The sequence below is a fragment of the Pseudoxanthomonas koreensis genome, from assembly GCF_041890415.1.
GTDB lineage: Bacteria > Pseudomonadota > Gammaproteobacteria > Xanthomonadales > Xanthomonadaceae > Pseudoxanthomonas > Pseudoxanthomonas koreensis_A.
This window is the reverse complement of record NZ_CP169056.1, coordinates 714,696-731,295: the sequence shown is the minus strand read 5'-3', so window position 1 is coordinate 731,295 and position 16,600 is coordinate 714,696. Positions and strand designations below refer to the sequence as shown.

Genomic DNA, 16,600 nt, shown 5'->3' with positions numbered 1-16,600 from the left:
TCATCCGCCGCGATGCCGAGCCGCCATCACCGCCTACACTCACCGCTCACGATCGCACGCCGGAGGAGGCAACAATGGGACACAACACTGGACGGGCCACACCGACCATCGCCGCGGCCCTGTGTGCGCTGGTGCTCTGGCCGCTTGCGGTACAGGCGGACGACACCACCGCCCCCGGTTCCAATCCACTTTTCCGCGACCGCTTCACCGCCGACCCGGCCCCGCTGGTGGTGGATGACCGTCTCTATCTCTACGTCGGCCACGACCAGGCCCGGGGCGAGGAGATGTTCAACATGCGCGAGTGGCTGGTCTATTCCACCCCCGACATGAAGACCTGGACCGACCACGGCCCGATCATGAACGTGGCCGACTTCACGTGGGCCAAGGCCGATGCCTGGGCATCGCAGGCGATCGAGAAGGACGGCCGGTTCTGGTTCTACACCTCGGTCGAGCACGACGACACGCACCCGGGCAAGGCCATCGGCGTGGCCGTATCCGATTCGCCCACCGGTCCGTTCGTCGATGCGAAGGGCTCGGCCCTGGTCACCAACCAGATGACGCCCAAGGGCGACCACAGCTGGGAAGACATCGACCCGACCGTGTTCACCGACGACGACGGCAGCACCTGGCTGGCCTGGGGCAACCGCCAGTGCTACATCGCCAGGCTCAAGCCCAACATGATCGAGATCGACGGGCCGATCACCGAGATCACCCCGCCCCATTTCGAGGAAGGGCCGTGGCTGCACAAGCGCGGCGACACCTACTACCTCACCTATGCTTCGCTGGACCGCGCCACCCACACCGACGAACGCATCTCCTACGCCACCGCGCCCTCGATCCAGGGTCCGTGGACGTACCGCGGCGAGCTGACCGGCTCGGGCAAGAACAGCTTCACCATCCATCCGGGCATCGCCGAGTTCAAGGGCAACTGGTACATCTTCCTGCACAACGCTGCCCTGACCATTGGTGACGAGCAAGGCGCGCTGGGCAGGCGCGCGGTGACGGTCGAATACCTGCAGTACAACCCCGATGGCACCCTCAAGCCGGTGGTGCAGACGGACGCGGGCGTCTCTGTACCGGCCGGTGAAACGGCGCACTGACCGGACTTCGCCGTCGGGACGCCGTGTGGCGGGAGGTGTTATCGCGGCGCTTCGGCACGGGGCGTGGACGCCTTCTTGTAGGAGCCGGTCTTGCCGGCGACCGGCCCGCATACCGCGGTCGCCGGCAAGACCGGCTCCTGCATGTGGCGGCCGATGAACGCGGCACGGTGTGGTGCAACCAACCTCCCGCCTCACCGCGTTGCACGGACCAGGCGGCGCGTATCCCCTGCGTTGGATGAAGAGCCAAAGAAAAGGCCGGGTTTCCCCGGCCTTCTTTACCGCCTGGCAATGGATGCCGCGACTCAGCCCAGCAGGTGGGCCACGCCGGCGCGCTCTTCTTCCAGCTCGCCCAGGGTCTTGTCGATGGCGGCCTGGCTGAAGGCGTCGATCGGCAGGTCGCGGATCCGGGTGTAGGTGCCGTTCTCGGTGGTCACCGCAACGCCGAAGATCACGCCCTGCGGGATGCCGTAGGAGCCATCGGACGGGATGCCCATGGTCACCCACTTGCCGTTGCTGCCCAGCACCCAGTCGCGCACGTGGTCGATGGCGGCGTTGGCGGCCGAGGCGGCCGAGGACAGGCCGCGGGCCTCGATGATCGCCGCGCCGCGCTTGCCCACCTTGGGGATGAACTCGTTGGCGTTCCAGTCAGCGTCGTTGATCTTGTCCTTCAGCGACTGGCCCTTGACCGTGGCGAAGCGATAGTCCGGGTACATGGTCGGGCTGTGGTTGCCCCACACCACCAGCTTCTCGATCTCGCCCACGGCCACGCCGGCCTTGGCGGCCAACTGGCTGGCGGCGCGGTTGTGGTCCAGGCGCAGCATCGCGGTGAAATTCTCGGGCTTGAGGTCCGGCGCCGACTTCATCGCGATGTAGGCGTTGGTGTTGGCCGGGTTGCCGACCACCAGCACCTTCACGTCACGGCTGGCGACCTTGTTCAGCGCTGCGCCCTGGGCGGTGAAGATCTTGGCGTTCTCCAGCAGCAGGTCCTTGCGCTCCATGCCCGGGCCGCGCGGCCGGGCGCCGACCAGCAGGGCCACATCGACGTCCTTGAACGCCACTTCCGGGTCGTCGGTGCCGACGATGCCGGCCAGCAACGGGAATGCGCAGTCCTCCAGCTCCATGATCACGCCCTTGAGCGCGGCCTGGGCCTTCTCCATCGGCAGCTCCAGCAGCTGCAGGATCACCGGCTGATCCTTGCCCAGCATCTCGCCCGAGGCGATCCGGAACAGCAGGGCGTAGCCGATCTGGCCGGCGGCGCCGGTGACGGCAACTCGAACGGGGGTCTTCATGCGTGGGAGTCCTTACGGTTTGCGGGTATCGCGGGAAAGGGTGGGCGGGCGCGGCTCAATAGACGTCGTAGCCCAGCGGCGTGAGCATCCGGTCCAGGGCCCGGGTGTCGTAGCCGATGACCACTGCCTGGCCGGCCACGGTGACCGGCACGCCGCTGGCGCCGATGGCGCGCATGGCGCGGTCGCCGGCGTCGGTGTCGACGTCGAGCGCGCGGTAGCGCACGCCGGCGCGCTCGAAGTCGCCCTGCTGCTTGCGGCAATAGCCGCACCAGTCGGCGACCAGCATGACGATGTCCTTGTCGCCGGTGGCCATGCGCGGGTCGTCCGGATGCAACTGCGCCGGGCGGCCGGATGACCACCAGGCGTAGAGCCCGCCGGCGATACCGAGGATCAGCAGGAAACCGAAGATACGCATGTGGAATCGCCGGGGAGAGCCTGCGATTTTATCACGCAACCACGGCCTGGCAGGCCCGGATCACCGTCGCGGGCCTTGCAGCGGCTGCCGGTGCGCGGCGCGGTCAGGCGCTGAGGTGGCGGTTCCACTCGGCCACGCGGCCGGCCTGGGCCGCCAGCACCGCCTCGGCGTCGCCTTCGATCTTCACCGACTCGACCAGATCGCCCTGGGCAATGGCATCCACCACGTCCAGGCCTTCCAGGACCTTGCCGAACACCGTGTGGCGGCCATCCAGCCAGGGCGTGGCCACATGGGTGATGAAGAACTGGCTGCCATTGGTGTTCGGGCCGGCATTGGCCATGGACAGCACGCCGCGCTCGTGGGCCACGCCGTTGTCGGTCTCGTCCTCGAAGCGGTACCCCGGGCCACCGCGGCCGGAACCCTCCGGGCAGCCGCCCTGGATCATGAAATCCGGGATCACGCGGTGGAAGTTCAGGCCGTCGTAGAAGCCGCGGCGGGCCAGGTTGACGAAGTTGGCGACCGTCAGCGGCGCCTTGTCGGGCAGCAGTTCGACCCGGATCGGGCCGCGGGCGGTGGCAAAAGTGGCGGTCAGGGACATCAGGGAGGCTCCACGGAGGGATGGACGGAGGGGATGGCGGGACCGGGTGGCCCCCGTTCCCGGCCGGCCGGGAACGGGACCGGCAGGCAGGCGGCAATCAGCGCGGCGGCCAGCCGGATATACTACCCGGCTTCCCCTCCTCTCGCTCCCGTGCCCCCAGAAGGCGCGTCATCCCCATGTCCCTCGAAAAACTGCGCAATATCGCCATCGTCGCCCACGTCGACCACGGCAAGACCACCCTCGTCGACCAGCTGCTCAAGCAGTCGGGGACCCTGAACGAACGCACCGTCCTCGCCGAGCGGGTGATGGACAGCAACGATCAGGAGAAGGAACGCGGCATCACCATCCTGGCCAAGAACACGGCCATCACCTGGCGCGACAACCGCATCAACATCGTCGACACGCCCGGGCACGCCGACTTCGGCGGCGAGGTGGAGCGCGTGCTGTCGATGGTCGACTCGGTGCTGCTGCTGGTCGACGCGATGGACGGGCCGATGCCGCAGACCCGCTTCGTGACCCAGAAGGCCTTCGCGATGGGCTTCAAGCCGATCGTGGTGATCAACAAGGTCGACCGCCCGGGCGCGCGCCCGGAGTGGGTGGTGGAACAGGTCTGGGACCTGTTCGACCGCCTGGGAGCGACCGCCGAGCAGATGGACTTCCCGATCATCTATGCATCGGGCCTCAACGGCTACGCCGGCCTCACCGACGACGTGCGTTCGGGCGACATGACCCCGCTGTACGAGGCGATCATGACCCACGTGCCGGCGCCGCCGGTGGACCTGGAAGGTCCGTTCCAGATGCGCATCAGCCAGCTGGACTACAGCAACTTCGTCGGCGTGATCGGTATCGGCCGCGTGCAGCGCGGCACCGCCAGGAAGAACATGCCGGTGGCGGTGATCGACCGCCACGGCAAGAAGCGCCAGGCCAAGCTGCTGCAGGTGCTGGGCTTCATGGGCCTGGAGCGCATCGAGCAGGACACCGCCCAGGCCGGCGACATCGTCGCGATCTCCGGCATCTCCGAGCTGACCATTTCCGACACCGTCTGCGCGCTCGACATGCCCGAGGCGCTGCCGGCGCTGACCGTGGACGAGCCGACGATTTCGATGACCTTCCAGGTCAACAATTCGCCGTTCGCCGGCAGCAAGGACCTGTCGGGCGGCAAGTTCCTCACCAGCCGCCAGATCAAGGACCGGCTGGAGCGCGAGGCCGTGCACAACGTCGCCCTGCGGGTCGAACAGCTCGAGGACGCCGACAAGTTCCTGGTCTCCGGCCGCGGCGAGCTGCACCTGTCGGTGCTGATCGAGAACATGCGCCGCGAAGGCTTCGAGCTGGCAGTCTCGCGCCCGGAAGTCATCATCAAGGAGATCGACGGCCAGCCGATGGAGCCGATCGAGCAACTGGTGGTCGACGTGGAGGAAGTCCACCAGGGCGGCGTGATGGAGAAGCTGGGCATGCGCAAGGCGCAGCTCAAGAACATGGAGTCCGACGGCAAGGGCCGCGTGCGCCTGGACTACATGATCCCCGCACGCGGGCTGATCGGCTTCCAGAACGAGTTCAAGACGCTCACCTCCGGCAGCGGCCTGCTGTTCCACGTGTTCGACCACTACGGCCCGAAGGAGCAGGGCGCGATCGCCAAGCGCCAGAACGGGGTGATGATCGCCAATGCGCCGGGCACCACGCCTGCGTACTCGCTGGGGCCGCTGCAGGAACGCGGCAAGCTGTTTGCCGCCGAGGGCGACAACGTCTACGAGGGCCAGCTGGTCGGCATCCACTCCAAGGACAACGACCTCACCGTCAACGCGATCAAGCCCAAGCCGCTGACCAACATGCGCGCATCCGGCAAGGACGACGCGATCCAGCTGTCGCCGGCGATCAAGTTCTCCCTCGAGCAGGCGCTCGACTTCATCGATGACGACGAGCTGGTCGAGATCACCCCGAAGGAGATCCGCCTGCGCAAGAAGCAGCTGACCGAGAGCGACCGCAAGCGCGCCTCGCGCGCGGCCTGAGCGGCGCCATCGGCAGGTTTGCCAAGCACCGCGCCGGCCCGTAGTCTCACGGGCTGGCCCGGGGAGAATGCGGATGTGCCGGATCGCATTGCTTGTCGCGATGGTGCTGTGCGGGGTGACCGCAGCCTGTCAGCCTGACGGAGAGGCAAGGCCGCCGTCAGCGGCATCCTTCGCCTATGCCGAGGCCGGCATTGGCGAGCTGCAGCTGGCCATGGAGCGCGGCGAGACCAGCAGCCACGCCCTGGTCCAGGCCTACCTGGAACGGATCGTGGCGCTGGACCGCAACGGCCCGCAGCTCAACGCCTATCTGGAAATCAACCCGCGCGCCCGTGCCGAAGCGGCGCAGATGGATGCCGAGCGCCGCGCCGGCCGCGTGCGCGGGCCGCTGCACGGCATCCCGATGGTGTTGAAGGACAACATCGACGCCACGCCCATGGCCACCAGCGCAGGCTCACTGGCCCTGGCCGGGCTGCGCCCCGGCAGCGACGCCTTCCTGGTGCAGCGCCTGCGCCAGGCCGGTGCGGTGATCCTGGGCAAGGCCAACCTCAGCGAGTGGGCCAACTTCCGCTCGCCCCACTCCACCTCGGGCTGGAGTTCGCGCGGCGGCCAGACCCGCAACCCGTATGCACTGGACCGCTCGCCCTGCGGCTCCAGTTCCGGCACTGCCGTGGCGGTGGCCGCCAATCTTGCCGTGGCCGGGGTCGGCACCGAGACCGATGGCAGCATCCTGTGCCCGGCCGCGGTCAACGGCCTGGTCGGGCTCAAGCCGACCGTCGGTCTGGTCAGCCGCGACGGCATCGTGCCCATTTCCCACAGCCAGGACACCGCCGGGCCGATGACGCGCAGTGTCGAGGACGCGGCCCTTGTGCTGACCGCAATGATCGGCCGCGACCCGGCCGATCCGGCGACCTCGGCCAACCCCACCCTGACCACGTTCGACTATGCAGGGCAACTGCGCCAGGGCCGCCTGCAGGGCATGCGCATCGGCCTGCTGCGCGACGCCATGGCCATCTCTCCCGATGTCGCGGCCGCCACCGAGCGCGCGATCGCGGTCCTGCGCGAGGCCGGCGCCACCGTCGTCGACGCCCGCATCCCCACCGAGGGCCAATGGGACGCCGACGAGCTGGAAGTGCTGCTGCACGAATTCAAGGCTGGCGTGGAGCGCTACCTGCAGCAGCGCCAGGCACCGGTGCAAACCCTGGACGAACTGATCCAGTACAACCGCGCGCATGCGGACGCGACGATGCCGCTGTTCGGCCAGGAGTTGTTCGAGCAGGCGGCCGCGCGCGGCGACCTCGCCTCGCCGGTGTACATCGCCGCACGCATGCGCGCGCGCCGCCTGGCCGGCGCCGAGGGCATCGATGCCGCGCTACGCGAGCAGCGCCTGGATGTGCTGGTCGCCCCCACCACCGGCGTGGCCTGGCCGATCGACCCGGGACACGGCGACCGCTTTCCCGGCGGCAGCTATGGCGCCGCCGCCGTAGCCGGTTATCCGTCGCTGACCGTACCCATGGGCCAGAGCGGCGGCCTGCCGCTGGGGCTGAGCTTCATCGGCCCGGCATGGAGCGAAACCCGCCTGCTGCAGGTCGGCTATGCCTACGAACAGCTGACCCGCGCGCGTCGACCTCCACCGCTGGCCGCATCAGCCGCCACTCCCTGAGGGCTGGCCCGAGGCCACCGCATCCGGCTCCGCAGCCTCTGGCCCGGTGTCGCTGTCCTCGGCGTGCGGCGACCCCGGCACCTGGCGCGTGGCCGCGGGCGACGCGGCGTCCTCGGCATCACGGCCGAGGCTTGCGCGCAGCCGCGGCAACGCATACGGGTGATTGCAGGCCAGGAAGCCGATCACCCGTTCGCGCACCGCGCAGCGCAGGTCAAACGCCTCGCCAGAATTGCGCGCGCTCACCAGCAGCCGCACCTGCATCACGTGTTCGCCGGTCTCGGTGACCTGGGCGATGCAGACCCGGCCGTCCCAGCGCGGATCATCGCTGCAGACCCGTTCCAGTTCCGCCCGCACTTCGTCCATCGGGGTGCGGTAGTCCAGCCACAGGAACGCGGTCCCCAGCATTTGCGCACTGCTGCGGGTCCAGTTCTGGAACGGGTTCTCGATGAACCATGAAAGCGGCACCACCAGGCGCCGCTCGTCCCAGATGCGGACCACCACATAGGTGCTGGTGATCTCCTCGATCCGGCCCCACTCCCCTTCCACGATCACCACATCGTCCAGCCGGATCGGCTGGGCCAGCGCGATCTGCAGGCCGGCGATCAGGTTGCCGAACACGGGGCGGGCCGCGATGCCCGCCACCAGTCCGGCGATGCCGGCCGATGCCAGCAGGGTGGCGCCGACCTGGCGTACCGCCGGAAAGGTCATCAGGGCCAGCCCGGCGCCAAGCAGGATGATCGCGCCCATCGCGACCCTGCTGAGCACCCGGGTCTGCGTCTGGATCCGGCGTGCGTGCAGGTTGTCGGCGGCCTCCATCGGATTGTGGTGCAGGATCGAGGCTTCCACCGCTCCGATCACCCGCACCAGCAGCCATGTGAATGCACCGATCAGCGCCAGGCGCAGCCCGTGCGCCCACGCTTCCAGATGGTCGGCGGGCATGGGCACGGTGCGCAGTGCCGCGCTGAAGAACAGCAGCGGCAGGATGAACGCCAGCGGCAGGATCAGCGCCCGGACGACGCGCGCACGGGTGGATTCACGCTGTGCGATCCGCCGCGCCAGCAGGCGCAATACCACGTGCACCAGCACGCCCAGCAGCAACGCGCCGCCAATCGGGACCGCATAGGCGGCGACCGCGCTCCAGTCTGGATCTGTGGCCGGATAGGGCATCGTGTTCCTCCTTCGCTGCCATGGGCGATGGCCGGAACGCGAAAGGGAACGCAAGCCGACGCATCGGTTCGGGATTGCTGATGATGCCAGCCGGCGCGTGATGGTTCTGCAACCGGGAGCGGTGCGGCCGCGCATCGATGAGGCGCGGCCGCAGCCACGGGTTGCGCTTCAACTGCGGACGGGCGCCTGCCTGGAGCCCTGCTTGCGCACGATCGCCAGTGCGATTTCCAGCGACTGCTCGTAGTTCAGGCGGGGGTCGACGGAGGAGCGATAGGCGCGCTCCAGATCAGTCTCGGTCAGCTCGCGGGCGCCACCCGTGCACTCGGTGACATCCTCGCCGGTCAGCTCCAGGTGCACGCCGCCCAAGCGCGTGCCGGCGGCCGCGTGCAGGTCGAAGGACTGTTCGACCTCGCTGAGGATGTTGGCAAAGCGCCGGGTCTTGTAGCCGTTGGAGGTGCTTTCGGTATTGCCGTGCATGGCATCACACACCCACAGCACCCGGCGCCCGTCGCGGCGCACCGCATCCAGCAGCGGCGGCAGCTTGGAGGCGACCTGTGCGGCACCCATGCGGTGGATGAAGGTCAGCCGGCCCGGCTCGTCGTCCGGATTGAGCACATCCATCAGGCGCAACAACTGCTCGGGCTGCACCGACGGACCCACCTTGATCGCGACCGGGTTGCGGATCCCCCGGAAGTACTCCACGTGCGCCCCGTCCAGCGCGGCGGTACGCATGCCGATCCACGGGTAGTGCGTGGACAGGTTGAACCATCCCCACTGCCGCGGAACCTGGCGGGTCAGCGCCTCCTCGTACGGCAGCAGCAACGCCTCGTGCGAGGTGTAGAAGTCGATCCGGTTGAGGTTGTGGATCTGCGATCCGGCCAGCGTTTCCATGAAGCGCACCGCATCGCCGATCGAGCTCACCATGCGCTGGTAGTCCTCGGCCAGCGGCGAGCAGCCGACCCAGTTCAGGCTCCAGTACTCGGGATGGTGCAGGTCGGCAAACCCGCCATCGGTGAGCGCACGCACGAAATTCATCGTCATCGCCGAGCGCGCGTGCGCGGTGAGCATGCGCTGCGGGTCGGGCACACGGGCCTGGGCGGTGAACTCCGGGCCGTTGACCACGTCGCCCCGGTAGCTGGGCAGGCTGACCCCGTCGCGGGTCTCCATGTCGGCGGAACGCGGCTTGGCGTACTGGCCGGCAAAACGCCCGACCCGCGCCACCGGCAGGCGCAGGCCGTGGACCAGGACCAGGCTCATCTGCAACAGCACCTTGAGCCGGTTGGAGATGGTGCCGGATTCGCAATCACTGAAGTTTTCCGCGCAATCACCGCCCTGCAGCAGGAAACGGCGCCCCTCCTGCGCCTCGGCGATCTGCCGCTTCAGCGCGAAGATTTCCCAGGAGGTGACCAGCGGCGGCAAGCGCCGGAGTTGGGCCAGCGCCCGCTCGAGCGCTTGTGCATCGGGATACTGCGGCATCTGCAGCGCTGGCCGCTCCCGCCAACTCGCTGGCGACCAGCCTTCGGCCAGGCGGACGGGCTGCAGGTTGCGTTCAGTGATGCTCATGGTTGCACTCGGGGGATCGTGGGGGTTTCAAAGACGGTGGCCGCGGCCCTTGCGACGGCGCAACGCAGCCAGGATGCCCCAGCTGCCAAGCACCACCACCCAGGCCAGGCTCCAGGCGGGCATGCTCAGGCCGAACAGGGTCCAGTCGACCGTGCCGCAGTCGCCGGTGCCGGTCAGCACCTTGCGCACCAGCTCCATCGGACCCATGGTTTCCTGCAGGAACGACAGCGGCGGCCCACAGGAGGGTGCCGCCCCTGCCGGCTGCATCTGCACCCAGACATGGCGGCCTGCAATCCCGGCGCCCACCAGCGTGGCCAGCGCCACCAGCAACCCATAGACGCGCCGACCACCCGCGCCGCGCGGCGCATGCAGCGCACCAGCCAGGAACACCAGCGCCAGTGCGGCATAGGCGATGCGCTGGAAGATGCACAACGGGCACGGGTCCAACCCCTGGTAAAGCTGGGTGTAGACCACATAGGCGAGCGTCGCTGCGCAGCCCGCAAAGCCGAGCAGGAACTGCGCACGGAAACTCCAGTGGAACGGGTTCATCGGCGATGGTCCAGCGGGAAGGGATCCGGCGGATTATTCCGCATCCGTGCGGGCAACGGTAATCGCAGGCAATCGTGGCGTCTGAAACGAAAATCCCGGCACGGGGCCGGGATCCTCGGATGCCTTGGTCAGGCTGCGCTTATTCGGCAGCCTGGGGGCGATCGACCAGCTGGACGTAGGCCATCGGCGCATTGTCGCCGGCGCGGAAGCCGCACTTGAGGATGCGCAGGTACCCGCCCGGGCGGGCCTGGTAACGCGGGCCCAGCGTGGTGAACAGGTTGCCCACCGCTTCCTTGTCGCGCAGGCGAGCGAAGGCCAGGCGGCGATTGGCCACGCTATCGACCTTGGCCAGGGTGATCAGCGGCTCGGCAACGCGGCGCAGTTCCTTGGCCTTGGGCAGGGTGGTCTTGATCAACTGGTGCTTGAACAGCGAGGCAGCCATGTTCTTGAACATCGCTTCGCGGTGGGCACTGGTGCGGCTGAACTTGCGGCCGGCTTTCTGGTGGCGCATGGCGGTTTCCTTGTGGACTCAATGCTGGATCGTTGGACGTCGTTGTCGCCATCCTGGCGGTGGTGCTGTGGACTGCGCTGGTCCGCTCCGGCATTCCCTGCCGAAGAGTCGCCGCAGGCCTTCATGGGCCCATCGGCGCTGACAACCCGCGGGTACGTTCGCGGGCACTGGAACGGTGCGATGCCGGCCGTGGCGTCACGCTGGCTCCGGAGAGCCTTGCCCGGCCATCCGTGACCGGTGTGTTGCCGACCCCCCGCGCGGCGTCGCGCGGGGTCTTGCGGATTGGCGTCGGCGGCTCAGCCAAGCATCCCGTGGGCGGCGATCCCGGCCGGCGGCCAGTTCTCCAGCTTCATCCCCAGGGACAGGCCACGCTGGGCCAGGACTTCCTTGATCTCGGTGAGCGACTTCTTGCCCAGGTTCGGGGTCTTGAGCAGCTCGACCTCGGTCTTCTGGATCAGGTCACCGATGTAGTAGATGCTCTCGGCCTTGAGGCAGTTGGCCGAACGCACGGTCAACTCCAGGTCGTCGATCGGCCGCAGCAACACCGGGTCCACGCCCGCCGGGGTCGGCTTGGCCGCACCACGGTCGCGGTGGGTGAAGTCGCCGAACACCGACAGCTGGTCGCTGAGGATGTCGGCGGCGGTGCGCACGGCTTCCTCGGCATCGATGGTGCCGTTGGTCTCGATATCGATGACCAGCTTGTCCAGGTCGGTACGCTGCTCCACGCGCGCGGCTTCCACGGCGTAGGCGACACGACGGACCGGCGAGAACGACGCATCCAGGACCAGCAGGCCGATCGTGCGGGTCTCCTCGTCGGGCAGGCGACGCGAGGTGGCCGGCTGGTAGCCGAAGCCGCGCTCGATCTTCAGGCGCATGTTCAGCGCCGTGTCCTTGGTCAGGTGGCAGATCACGTGGTCGGGATTGAGGATCTCGACATTGTGGTCGGTCTGGATGTCACCGGCAGTGACCACGCCCGGGCCCTGCCCGGACAGGCTCAGGGTGGAGCTCTCGCCGGTGTGCATGCGGATGGCGACATCCTTGAGGTTCAGCAGGACTTCCAGCACGTCCTCCTGCAGCCCTTCCACGGTGGTGTACTCGTGCAGCACGCCGTCGATCTCGACCTCGGTGATCGCGAAACCGGGAATCGAGGACAGCAGGACGCGGCGCAGCGCGTTGCCGAGCGTGTGGCCGTAGCCACGCTCGAGCGGCTCGATCACGATCTTGGCGCGATTGCCGGTGAGGCGTTCGATCTGCGGTCCGCGGGGACGCAGGACCTGATTGGCGGTAACCGTCATGTTGCGGATTCTCCTGCAATGAGCCGACGATCCGGGGAAAGCGCCGGCCCTGATGTGTGGCCCCTTCATCCGGGGACAGCCGGAAGGCGGGGCGACGCGATCCGGCCGGGGGTGGGATGCGGCGCCGCGCCCGCCAGGGCGCGGCAGCCAGCCACTGTTACTTCGAGTACAGCTCGACGATCAGTGCTTCGTTGATGTCGGCCGGCAGGTCGGCGCGGTCAGGCACCGCCTTGAACACACCGGCAAACTTCTTGGCATCGACCTCGACCCACGAAGGGTTCATGTCGTGCTGCTCGGCCACGGTCAGCGCTTCCTGGACGCGAAGCTGCTTCTGGGCCTTCTCCGACAGCGCGATCGCGTCGCCAGCCTTGACCTGGTAGGACGGCAGGTTCACCGGCTTGCCGTTGACCAGCACGCCGCGATGGCTGACCAGCTGGCGCGCGGCCGGCCGGGTCACCGCGAAGCCCATGCGGTAGACGACATTGTCCAGGCGGGTTTCCAGCAACTGCAGCAGGTTCTCACCGGTGTTGCCCTTCTTGGTGGTCGCCTTCTTGTAGTAGTTGCGGAACTGGCGCTCCAGCAGGCCATAGATACGCTTGACCTTCTGCTTCTCGCGAAGCTGGGTGGCGTAGTCGGACAGCTTGCCCCTGCGCATGGTGGCGCCATGCTGGCCGGGCTTCTGCTCGAGCTTGCACTTGGAATCCAGCGCGCGGGCCGGGCTCTTGAGCGAAAGGTCGGCGCCTTCGCGGCGCGCGAGCTTACAGGTAGGACCGATATAACGAGCCATTTCTTATCGCCCCCTTTAGACGCGACGCTTCTTCGGCGGACGGCACCCGTTGTGCGGGATTGGCGTCACGTCGATGATGTTGGTGATTTTGTAACCGACGGCGTTGAGTGAACGCACGGCGGACTCGCGACCCGGACCCGGGCCCTTGATGCGCACTTCCAGCGACTTGACGCCGTAGTCCAGCGCGGCACGGCCGGCCTTCTCGGCGGCCACCTGCGCTGCAAACGGGGTCGACTTGCGCGAGCCGCGGAAACCCGCGCCGCCCGAGGTCGCCCACGACAGTGCATTGCCCTGGCGGTCGGTGATGGTCACGATGGTGTTGTTGAAGGAAGCGTGCACGTGGGCGATGCCGTCGGTGATGACGCGCTTGATCTTCTTCTTGGTCTTGCCTGCTGCCGGCTTTGCCATGATCGGTATCCCTTACTTCCTGATCGCCTTGCGCGGACCCTTGCGGGTGCGTGCATTGGTGCGGGTGCGCTGACCGCGCAGGGGCAGGCCGCGACGATGGCGCAGGCCGCGGTAGCAGCCCAGGTCCATCAGCCGCTTGATGGCGATGCCGATTTCGCGACGCAGGTCGCCTTCGATGATGTACTTGCCGACCTCGGCGCGCAGGCGCTCGATTTCCGGCTCGGACAGGTCACGGATCTTGGTCGTGGGGGCCACGCTCGCGGCCTCGCACACCTTCTTCGAGCGGGTGCGACCAATTCCGTAAATGGCCTGCAGTCCCACCCAGGCGTGCTTGTGGGTCGGCAGGTTGACGCCTGCAATACGCGCCATGACGCGATCTCCAAACTTGATGGGTCGGCACGCGCACAAGGCCCGCCCGACAGGATTGGTTCAAAAGTGAACTGCGAATTCTATCAATGTCCCGGATTACTTGGAAGTCCGTGGCCCGAAGACCCCCGACCCGGCATGGGGAGTGTGCCCATGCTCCGGCGTCGGACCCTGCTGGCAACCCGGTTTCCCGGGGCCGGCCGCGCTACTCCAGCGCCGCACCGCAGAGTCTCACCCACGCGCGAGACGTCGCGCGGGCCGCCCATTTGCTATGCCCCGGCCGTGGCCGGAGACCGGCGGAACACGTCCGCCGGGTTTGGAATGGTGCTCAGTTGCGTGGCAACCCGCCGCGCGAACCGCCCTTCAGGTTGGCCTTCTTCAGCAGGCTCTCGTACTGGTGGGACATCAGGTGCGCCTGGATCTGCGCAATGAAGTCCATCACCACCACCACCACGATCAGCAGCGAAGTGCCACCGAAATAGAACGAGGTATTCAGCTCGGTGCGCATGAATTCCGGCAGCAGGCACACGATCACCAGGTAGGCGGCGCCAGCGGCGGTCAGGCGGGTCAGCACGCCGTCGATGTAGTCGGCAGTGGCCTTGCCCGGACGGATGCCCGGAATCAGCGCGCCCGACTTCTTGAGGTTGTCGGCCGTTTCGTTCGAGTTGAAGACCAGCGCGGTATAGAAGAACGTGAAACCGATGATCAACCCGGCCAGCACGATGATGTACAGCGGCTCGCCCGGGGCCAGCGCATTGGAGATGCGCTGCAGCCAGGTGGCCGATGTCGCCTGCCCCGACCACATGCTCAGCGTCGCCGGGAAGGCCAGGATGCTGGATGCGAAGATCGGCGGGATCACGCCCGACATGTTGAGCTTGAGCGGCAGGAACGAGGTCTGGTTCATGTACGCGTTGCGACCGCCCTGGCGGCGCGCGTAGTTGACCGTGATCCGGCGCTGGCCGCGCTCGACGAACACCACGAACCAGGTAAACGCCAGCACCAGCGCCACGATCAGCAACAGGGCAAGGAAGCTCATGCTCCCGGCGCGGTAGGCCTCGATGGTCTGGATGACCGCGCTGGGCAGGCCCGCAACGATGCCGGCGAAAATGATCAGCGACACACCGTTGCCGATGCCACGCTCGGTCACCTGTTCACCCAGCCACATCAGGAGGATGGTACCGGCAGTCAACGCCACCATCGCAGTCAGGACGAAGCCCATGCCCGGCGCGTACACCACCGGCATCCCGCCCGGCGCGACCTGGCCCTGCAGCGCCATGGCGATGCTGCCGCCCTGCACCACTGCCAGGCCCACTGCGCCTATGCGCGAGTACTGGGTGACCTTGCGACGACCGGACTCTCCTTCCTTCTGCATCGCCTTGAGCGTCGGGAAGATGTGCACGGCCAGCTGCATCACGATCGATGCGGAGATATACGGCATCACGTTCAGCGCGAAGATGCTGAAACGGTGCAGGGCGCCGCCCGAGAACATGTTGAACATGTCCACGATGCCGCCGCCCTGCGCCTGCATCATCGCGAGCATGGCATCGGGATTGACGCCCGGCACCGGCACGAAACAGCCGATGCGATAGACGACCAACACGCCAAGCACGAACAGCAGGCGCTGGCGCAGTTCGGTGAACTTGCCCAGGCTACCGCCGAGATTGCCGATGCCGCTCTGCGCCATGTGTGACTTACTCCTCGACGCTGCCGCCGGCAGCCTCGACCGCGGCCTTGGCACCGGCGGTCAACAGAACGCCCTTGATGGTCAGCTTGCGCGACAGCTCGCCCTTCTTGACGATCTTGGCGCGCTTGGCGGTGCTCGGCACCAGCTTGGCTGCCCGCAGCGTAGCGAAATCGACCACGTCGCCTTCCACCAGGGCCAGCTTGTACAGCAGCACCTCGGCGGTGTCCTTGGCGGTCAGCGAACGGAAGCCGATCTTCGGCAAGCGGCGCTGCATCGGGGTCTGGCCGCCTTCGAAGCCAGCCTTGATCTTGCCCTTGCCCGAGCGCGCGAACGAACCCTTGTGACCGCGGCCGGCGGTCTTGCCCAGGCCCGAACCGATGCCGCGGCCAACGCGGGTGCGCTCCTGGCGGGCGCCCTCTGCGGGCTTGAGAGTGTTGAGACGCATGATGTTCTCCTTAGTCCTCGACCCGCACCAGATAGTGCAGCTGGTTGATGAGGCCACGAACCTGGGGGCTGTCCTTGAGCTCGCGCACGTCGTTGAGCTTGTTCAGGCCCAGTGCCTTCACCGACAACCGGTGGCGGGCCTGGGTGCCGCGCAGGCCACGCACCAGGCGCACCTTGACGGTCTTGTTCGACTCGTTAGCCATTGAGGAGTTCCTCCGCCTTCTTGCCGCGCTTGGCCGCAATACGCTCCGGCGACTGCATGGCCTCCAGACCCCGGAGGGTGGCGCGGACCAGGTTGATCGGGTTGCGCGAACCGACGGCCTTGGCCAGCACGTCCTTCACGCCCACCGCTTCCAGGACGGCGCGCATGGCGCCGCCGGCGATCACGCCGGTACCTTCCGAGGCCGGCTGCATGAACACGCGCGCGGCGCCGTGACCGGCCTTGACCGGATGCCACAGGGTGCCCTTGTTGAGATCGACGCTGAGCATGCCCTTGCGCGCATACTCCATCGACTTCTGGATGGCCACCGGGACCTCACGGGCCTTGCCGTAGCCGAAGCCGACCTTGCCGTCACCATCGCCCACCACGGTCAGTGCGGTGAAGGTGAACTGGCGGCCGCCCTTGACGGTCTTGCTGACGCGGTTGACCGCGATCAGCTTCTCGATCATGCCATCGTCGATCTTTTCTTCGCGGTTGCGGTCGCGACCGCGCGGCTGACGCTCTTCTGCCATTTCGAATTCCTTGGGTTGTCCGGATA

At 67.4% G+C, this 16,600-nt stretch carries 18 protein-coding genes; 3 read left to right on the top strand and 15 right to left on the bottom strand.

Translation table 11 applies throughout. The features are described from left to right. Nucleotides 1–74 precede the first annotated feature (74 nt). Nucleotides 75–1,100 (top strand): glycoside hydrolase family 43 protein, encoded by a 1,026-nt coding sequence (locus ACEJ41_RS03425; protein WP_374013395.1) that lies wholly within the window; start codon nt 75–77, stop codon nt 1,098–1,100. Nucleotides 1,101–1,402: 302 nt separating this feature from the next. On the opposite strand, the gene ACEJ41_RS03420 is transcribed toward ACEJ41_RS03425, so the two are convergent. The 3 genes from ACEJ41_RS03420 to ACEJ41_RS03410 form a co-directional block, all read right to left on the bottom strand. Then, nucleotides 1,403–2,389: a malate dehydrogenase gene (locus tag ACEJ41_RS03420; RefSeq protein WP_374013394.1), complete on the bottom strand. Its 987-nt coding sequence runs from the start codon at nt 2,387–2,389 to the stop codon at nt 1,403–1,405. Nucleotides 2,390–2,444: 55 nt separating this feature from the next. Further along, nucleotides 2,445–2,804 (bottom strand): glutaredoxin family protein, encoded by a 360-nt coding sequence (locus tag ACEJ41_RS03415; RefSeq protein ID WP_374013393.1) that lies wholly within the window; start codon nt 2,802–2,804, stop codon nt 2,445–2,447. 103 nt (nt 2,805–2,907) lie between these two features. Beyond that, the gene (locus tag ACEJ41_RS03410) at nt 2,908–3,402 is read right to left on the bottom strand and encodes a peptidylprolyl isomerase (protein WP_374013392.1); all 495 of its coding nucleotides are present in this window, start codon (nt 3,400–3,402) and stop codon (nt 2,908–2,910) included. 176 nt (nt 3,403–3,578) lie between these two features. Here ACEJ41_RS03410 and typA point away from each other — a divergent pair, with 176 nt between their 5' ends. After that, a complete protein-coding gene (gene typA / locus ACEJ41_RS03405; RefSeq protein WP_374013391.1) occupies nt 3,579–5,408 on the top strand; it encodes a translational GTPase TypA in 1,830 nt (609 codons plus the stop codon). A gap of 67 nt (nt 5,409–5,475) precedes the next feature. Then, nucleotides 5,476–7,068 carry an amidase gene (locus ACEJ41_RS03400; protein WP_374013390.1) on the top strand — a complete coding sequence of 531 codons (1,593 nt, stop codon included), beginning with the start codon at nt 5,476–5,478 and terminating at the stop codon, nt 7,066–7,068. Here the strand turns inward: ACEJ41_RS03400 and ACEJ41_RS03395 are convergent. The 12 genes from ACEJ41_RS03395 to rpsE all read right to left on the bottom strand — a co-directional run bounded on the left by ACEJ41_RS03395 (nt 7,051) and on the right by rpsE (nt 16,574). After that, entirely contained in the window at nt 7,051–8,235 is a 1,185-nt protein-coding gene (locus ACEJ41_RS03395) for a mechanosensitive ion channel family protein (RefSeq protein ID WP_374013389.1), read from the bottom strand. The two genes, ACEJ41_RS03400 and ACEJ41_RS03395, sit on opposite strands and share 18 nt — an antisense overlap. A gap of 168 nt (nt 8,236–8,403) precedes the next feature. Then, complete coding sequence (locus ACEJ41_RS03390) at nt 8,404–9,711, bottom strand: class II 3-deoxy-7-phosphoheptulonate synthase (protein ID WP_374014053.1); 1,308 nt, start codon at nt 9,709–9,711, stop codon at nt 8,404–8,406. A 114-nt stretch (nt 9,712–9,825) separates the two neighbouring features. After that, entirely contained in the window at nt 9,826–10,347 is a 522-nt protein-coding gene (locus ACEJ41_RS03385) for a disulfide bond formation protein B (protein ID WP_374013388.1), read from the bottom strand. 139 nt (nt 10,348–10,486) lie between these two features. Next, nucleotides 10,487–10,858, bottom strand: a complete 372-nt coding sequence (rplQ, locus tag ACEJ41_RS03380) for a 50S ribosomal protein L17 (protein ID WP_374013387.1) — start codon at nt 10,856–10,858, stop codon at nt 10,487–10,489. A gap of 296 nt (nt 10,859–11,154) precedes the next feature. Then, complete coding sequence (locus ACEJ41_RS03375) at nt 11,155–12,153, bottom strand: DNA-directed RNA polymerase subunit alpha (protein ID WP_374013386.1); 999 nt, start codon at nt 12,151–12,153, stop codon at nt 11,155–11,157. 157 nt (nt 12,154–12,310) lie between these two features. Continuing rightward, the gene (gene rpsD / locus ACEJ41_RS03370; protein WP_374013385.1) at nt 12,311–12,940 is read right to left on the bottom strand and encodes a 30S ribosomal protein S4; all 630 of its coding nucleotides are present in this window, start codon (nt 12,938–12,940) and stop codon (nt 12,311–12,313) included. 15 nt (nt 12,941–12,955) lie between these two features. Next, complete coding sequence (gene rpsK / locus ACEJ41_RS03365) at nt 12,956–13,348, bottom strand: 30S ribosomal protein S11 (RefSeq protein ID WP_374013384.1); 393 nt, start codon at nt 13,346–13,348, stop codon at nt 12,956–12,958. Nucleotides 13,349–13,360: 12 nt separating this feature from the next. Next, on the bottom strand, nt 13,361–13,717 hold the full coding sequence (gene rpsM, locus ACEJ41_RS03360) for a 30S ribosomal protein S13 (RefSeq protein ID WP_374013383.1): 357 nt from the start codon (nt 13,715–13,717) through the stop codon (nt 13,361–13,363). A gap of 325 nt (nt 13,718–14,042) precedes the next feature. Then, nucleotides 14,043–15,398: a preprotein translocase subunit SecY gene (secY, locus tag ACEJ41_RS03355; protein ID WP_374013382.1), complete on the bottom strand. Its 1,356-nt coding sequence runs from the start codon at nt 15,396–15,398 to the stop codon at nt 14,043–14,045. 7 nt (nt 15,399–15,405) lie between these two features. Next, nucleotides 15,406–15,843, bottom strand: coding sequence for a 50S ribosomal protein L15 (gene rplO, locus ACEJ41_RS03350; RefSeq protein ID WP_374013381.1), 438 nt, complete (start codon nt 15,841–15,843; stop codon nt 15,406–15,408). A 10-nt stretch (nt 15,844–15,853) separates the two neighbouring features. Continuing rightward, nucleotides 15,854–16,045: a 50S ribosomal protein L30 gene (gene rpmD, locus ACEJ41_RS03345; protein ID WP_162311770.1), complete on the bottom strand. Its 192-nt coding sequence runs from the start codon at nt 16,043–16,045 to the stop codon at nt 15,854–15,856. Further along, nucleotides 16,038–16,574: a 30S ribosomal protein S5 gene (rpsE, locus tag ACEJ41_RS03340; protein ID WP_374013380.1), complete on the bottom strand. Its 537-nt coding sequence runs from the start codon at nt 16,572–16,574 to the stop codon at nt 16,038–16,040. Before rpsE ends, rpmD begins: the two co-directional genes overlap by 8 nt. Between the last annotated feature and the right edge of the window lie 26 nt (nt 16,575–16,600).

Bases quoted from the DNA above. Each gene is read 5' to 3' on its own strand.
- ACEJ41_RS03425 (WP_374013395.1), top strand. From the start codon at position 75: ATGGGACACAACACTGGACGGGCCACACCGACCATCGCCGCGGCCCTG.
- ACEJ41_RS03420 (WP_374013394.1), bottom strand. From the start codon at position 2,389: ATGAAGACCCCCGTTCGAGTTGCCGTCACCGGCGCCGCCGGCCAGATC.
- ACEJ41_RS03415 (WP_374013393.1), bottom strand. From the start codon at position 2,804: ATGCGTATCTTCGGTTTCCTGCTGATCCTCGGTATCGCCGGCGGGCTC.
- ACEJ41_RS03410 (WP_374013392.1), bottom strand. From the start codon at position 3,402: ATGTCCCTGACCGCCACTTTTGCCACCGCCCGCGGCCCGATCCGGGTC.
- typA (WP_374013391.1), top strand. From the start codon at position 3,579: ATGTCCCTCGAAAAACTGCGCAATATCGCCATCGTCGCCCACGTCGAC.
- ACEJ41_RS03400 (WP_374013390.1), top strand. From the start codon at position 5,476: ATGCGGATGTGCCGGATCGCATTGCTTGTCGCGATGGTGCTGTGCGGG.
- ACEJ41_RS03395 (WP_374013389.1), bottom strand. From the start codon at position 8,235: ATGCCCTATCCGGCCACAGATCCAGACTGGAGCGCGGTCGCCGCCTAT.
- ACEJ41_RS03390 (WP_374014053.1), bottom strand. From the start codon at position 9,711: ATGCCGCAGTATCCCGATGCACAAGCGCTCGAGCGGGCGCTGGCCCAA.
- ACEJ41_RS03385 (WP_374013388.1), bottom strand. From the start codon at position 10,347: ATGAACCCGTTCCACTGGAGTTTCCGTGCGCAGTTCCTGCTCGGCTTT.
- rplQ (WP_374013387.1), bottom strand. From the start codon at position 10,858: ATGCGCCACCAGAAAGCCGGCCGCAAGTTCAGCCGCACCAGTGCCCAC.
- ACEJ41_RS03375 (WP_374013386.1), bottom strand. From the start codon at position 12,153: ATGACGGTTACCGCCAATCAGGTCCTGCGTCCCCGCGGACCGCAGATC.
- rpsD (WP_374013385.1), bottom strand. From the start codon at position 12,940: ATGGCTCGTTATATCGGTCCTACCTGTAAGCTCGCGCGCCGCGAAGGC.
- rpsK (WP_374013384.1), bottom strand. From the start codon at position 13,348: ATGGCAAAGCCGGCAGCAGGCAAGACCAAGAAGAAGATCAAGCGCGTC.
- rpsM (WP_374013383.1), bottom strand. From the start codon at position 13,717: ATGGCGCGTATTGCAGGCGTCAACCTGCCGACCCACAAGCACGCCTGG.
- secY (WP_374013382.1), bottom strand. From the start codon at position 15,398: ATGGCGCAGAGCGGCATCGGCAATCTCGGCGGTAGCCTGGGCAAGTTC.
- rplO (WP_374013381.1), bottom strand. From the start codon at position 15,843: ATGCGTCTCAACACTCTCAAGCCCGCAGAGGGCGCCCGCCAGGAGCGC.
- rpmD (WP_162311770.1), bottom strand. From the start codon at position 16,045: ATGGCTAACGAGTCGAACAAGACCGTCAAGGTGCGCCTGGTGCGTGGC.
- rpsE (WP_374013380.1), bottom strand. From the start codon at position 16,574: ATGGCAGAAGAGCGTCAGCCGCGCGGTCGCGACCGCAACCGCGAAGAA.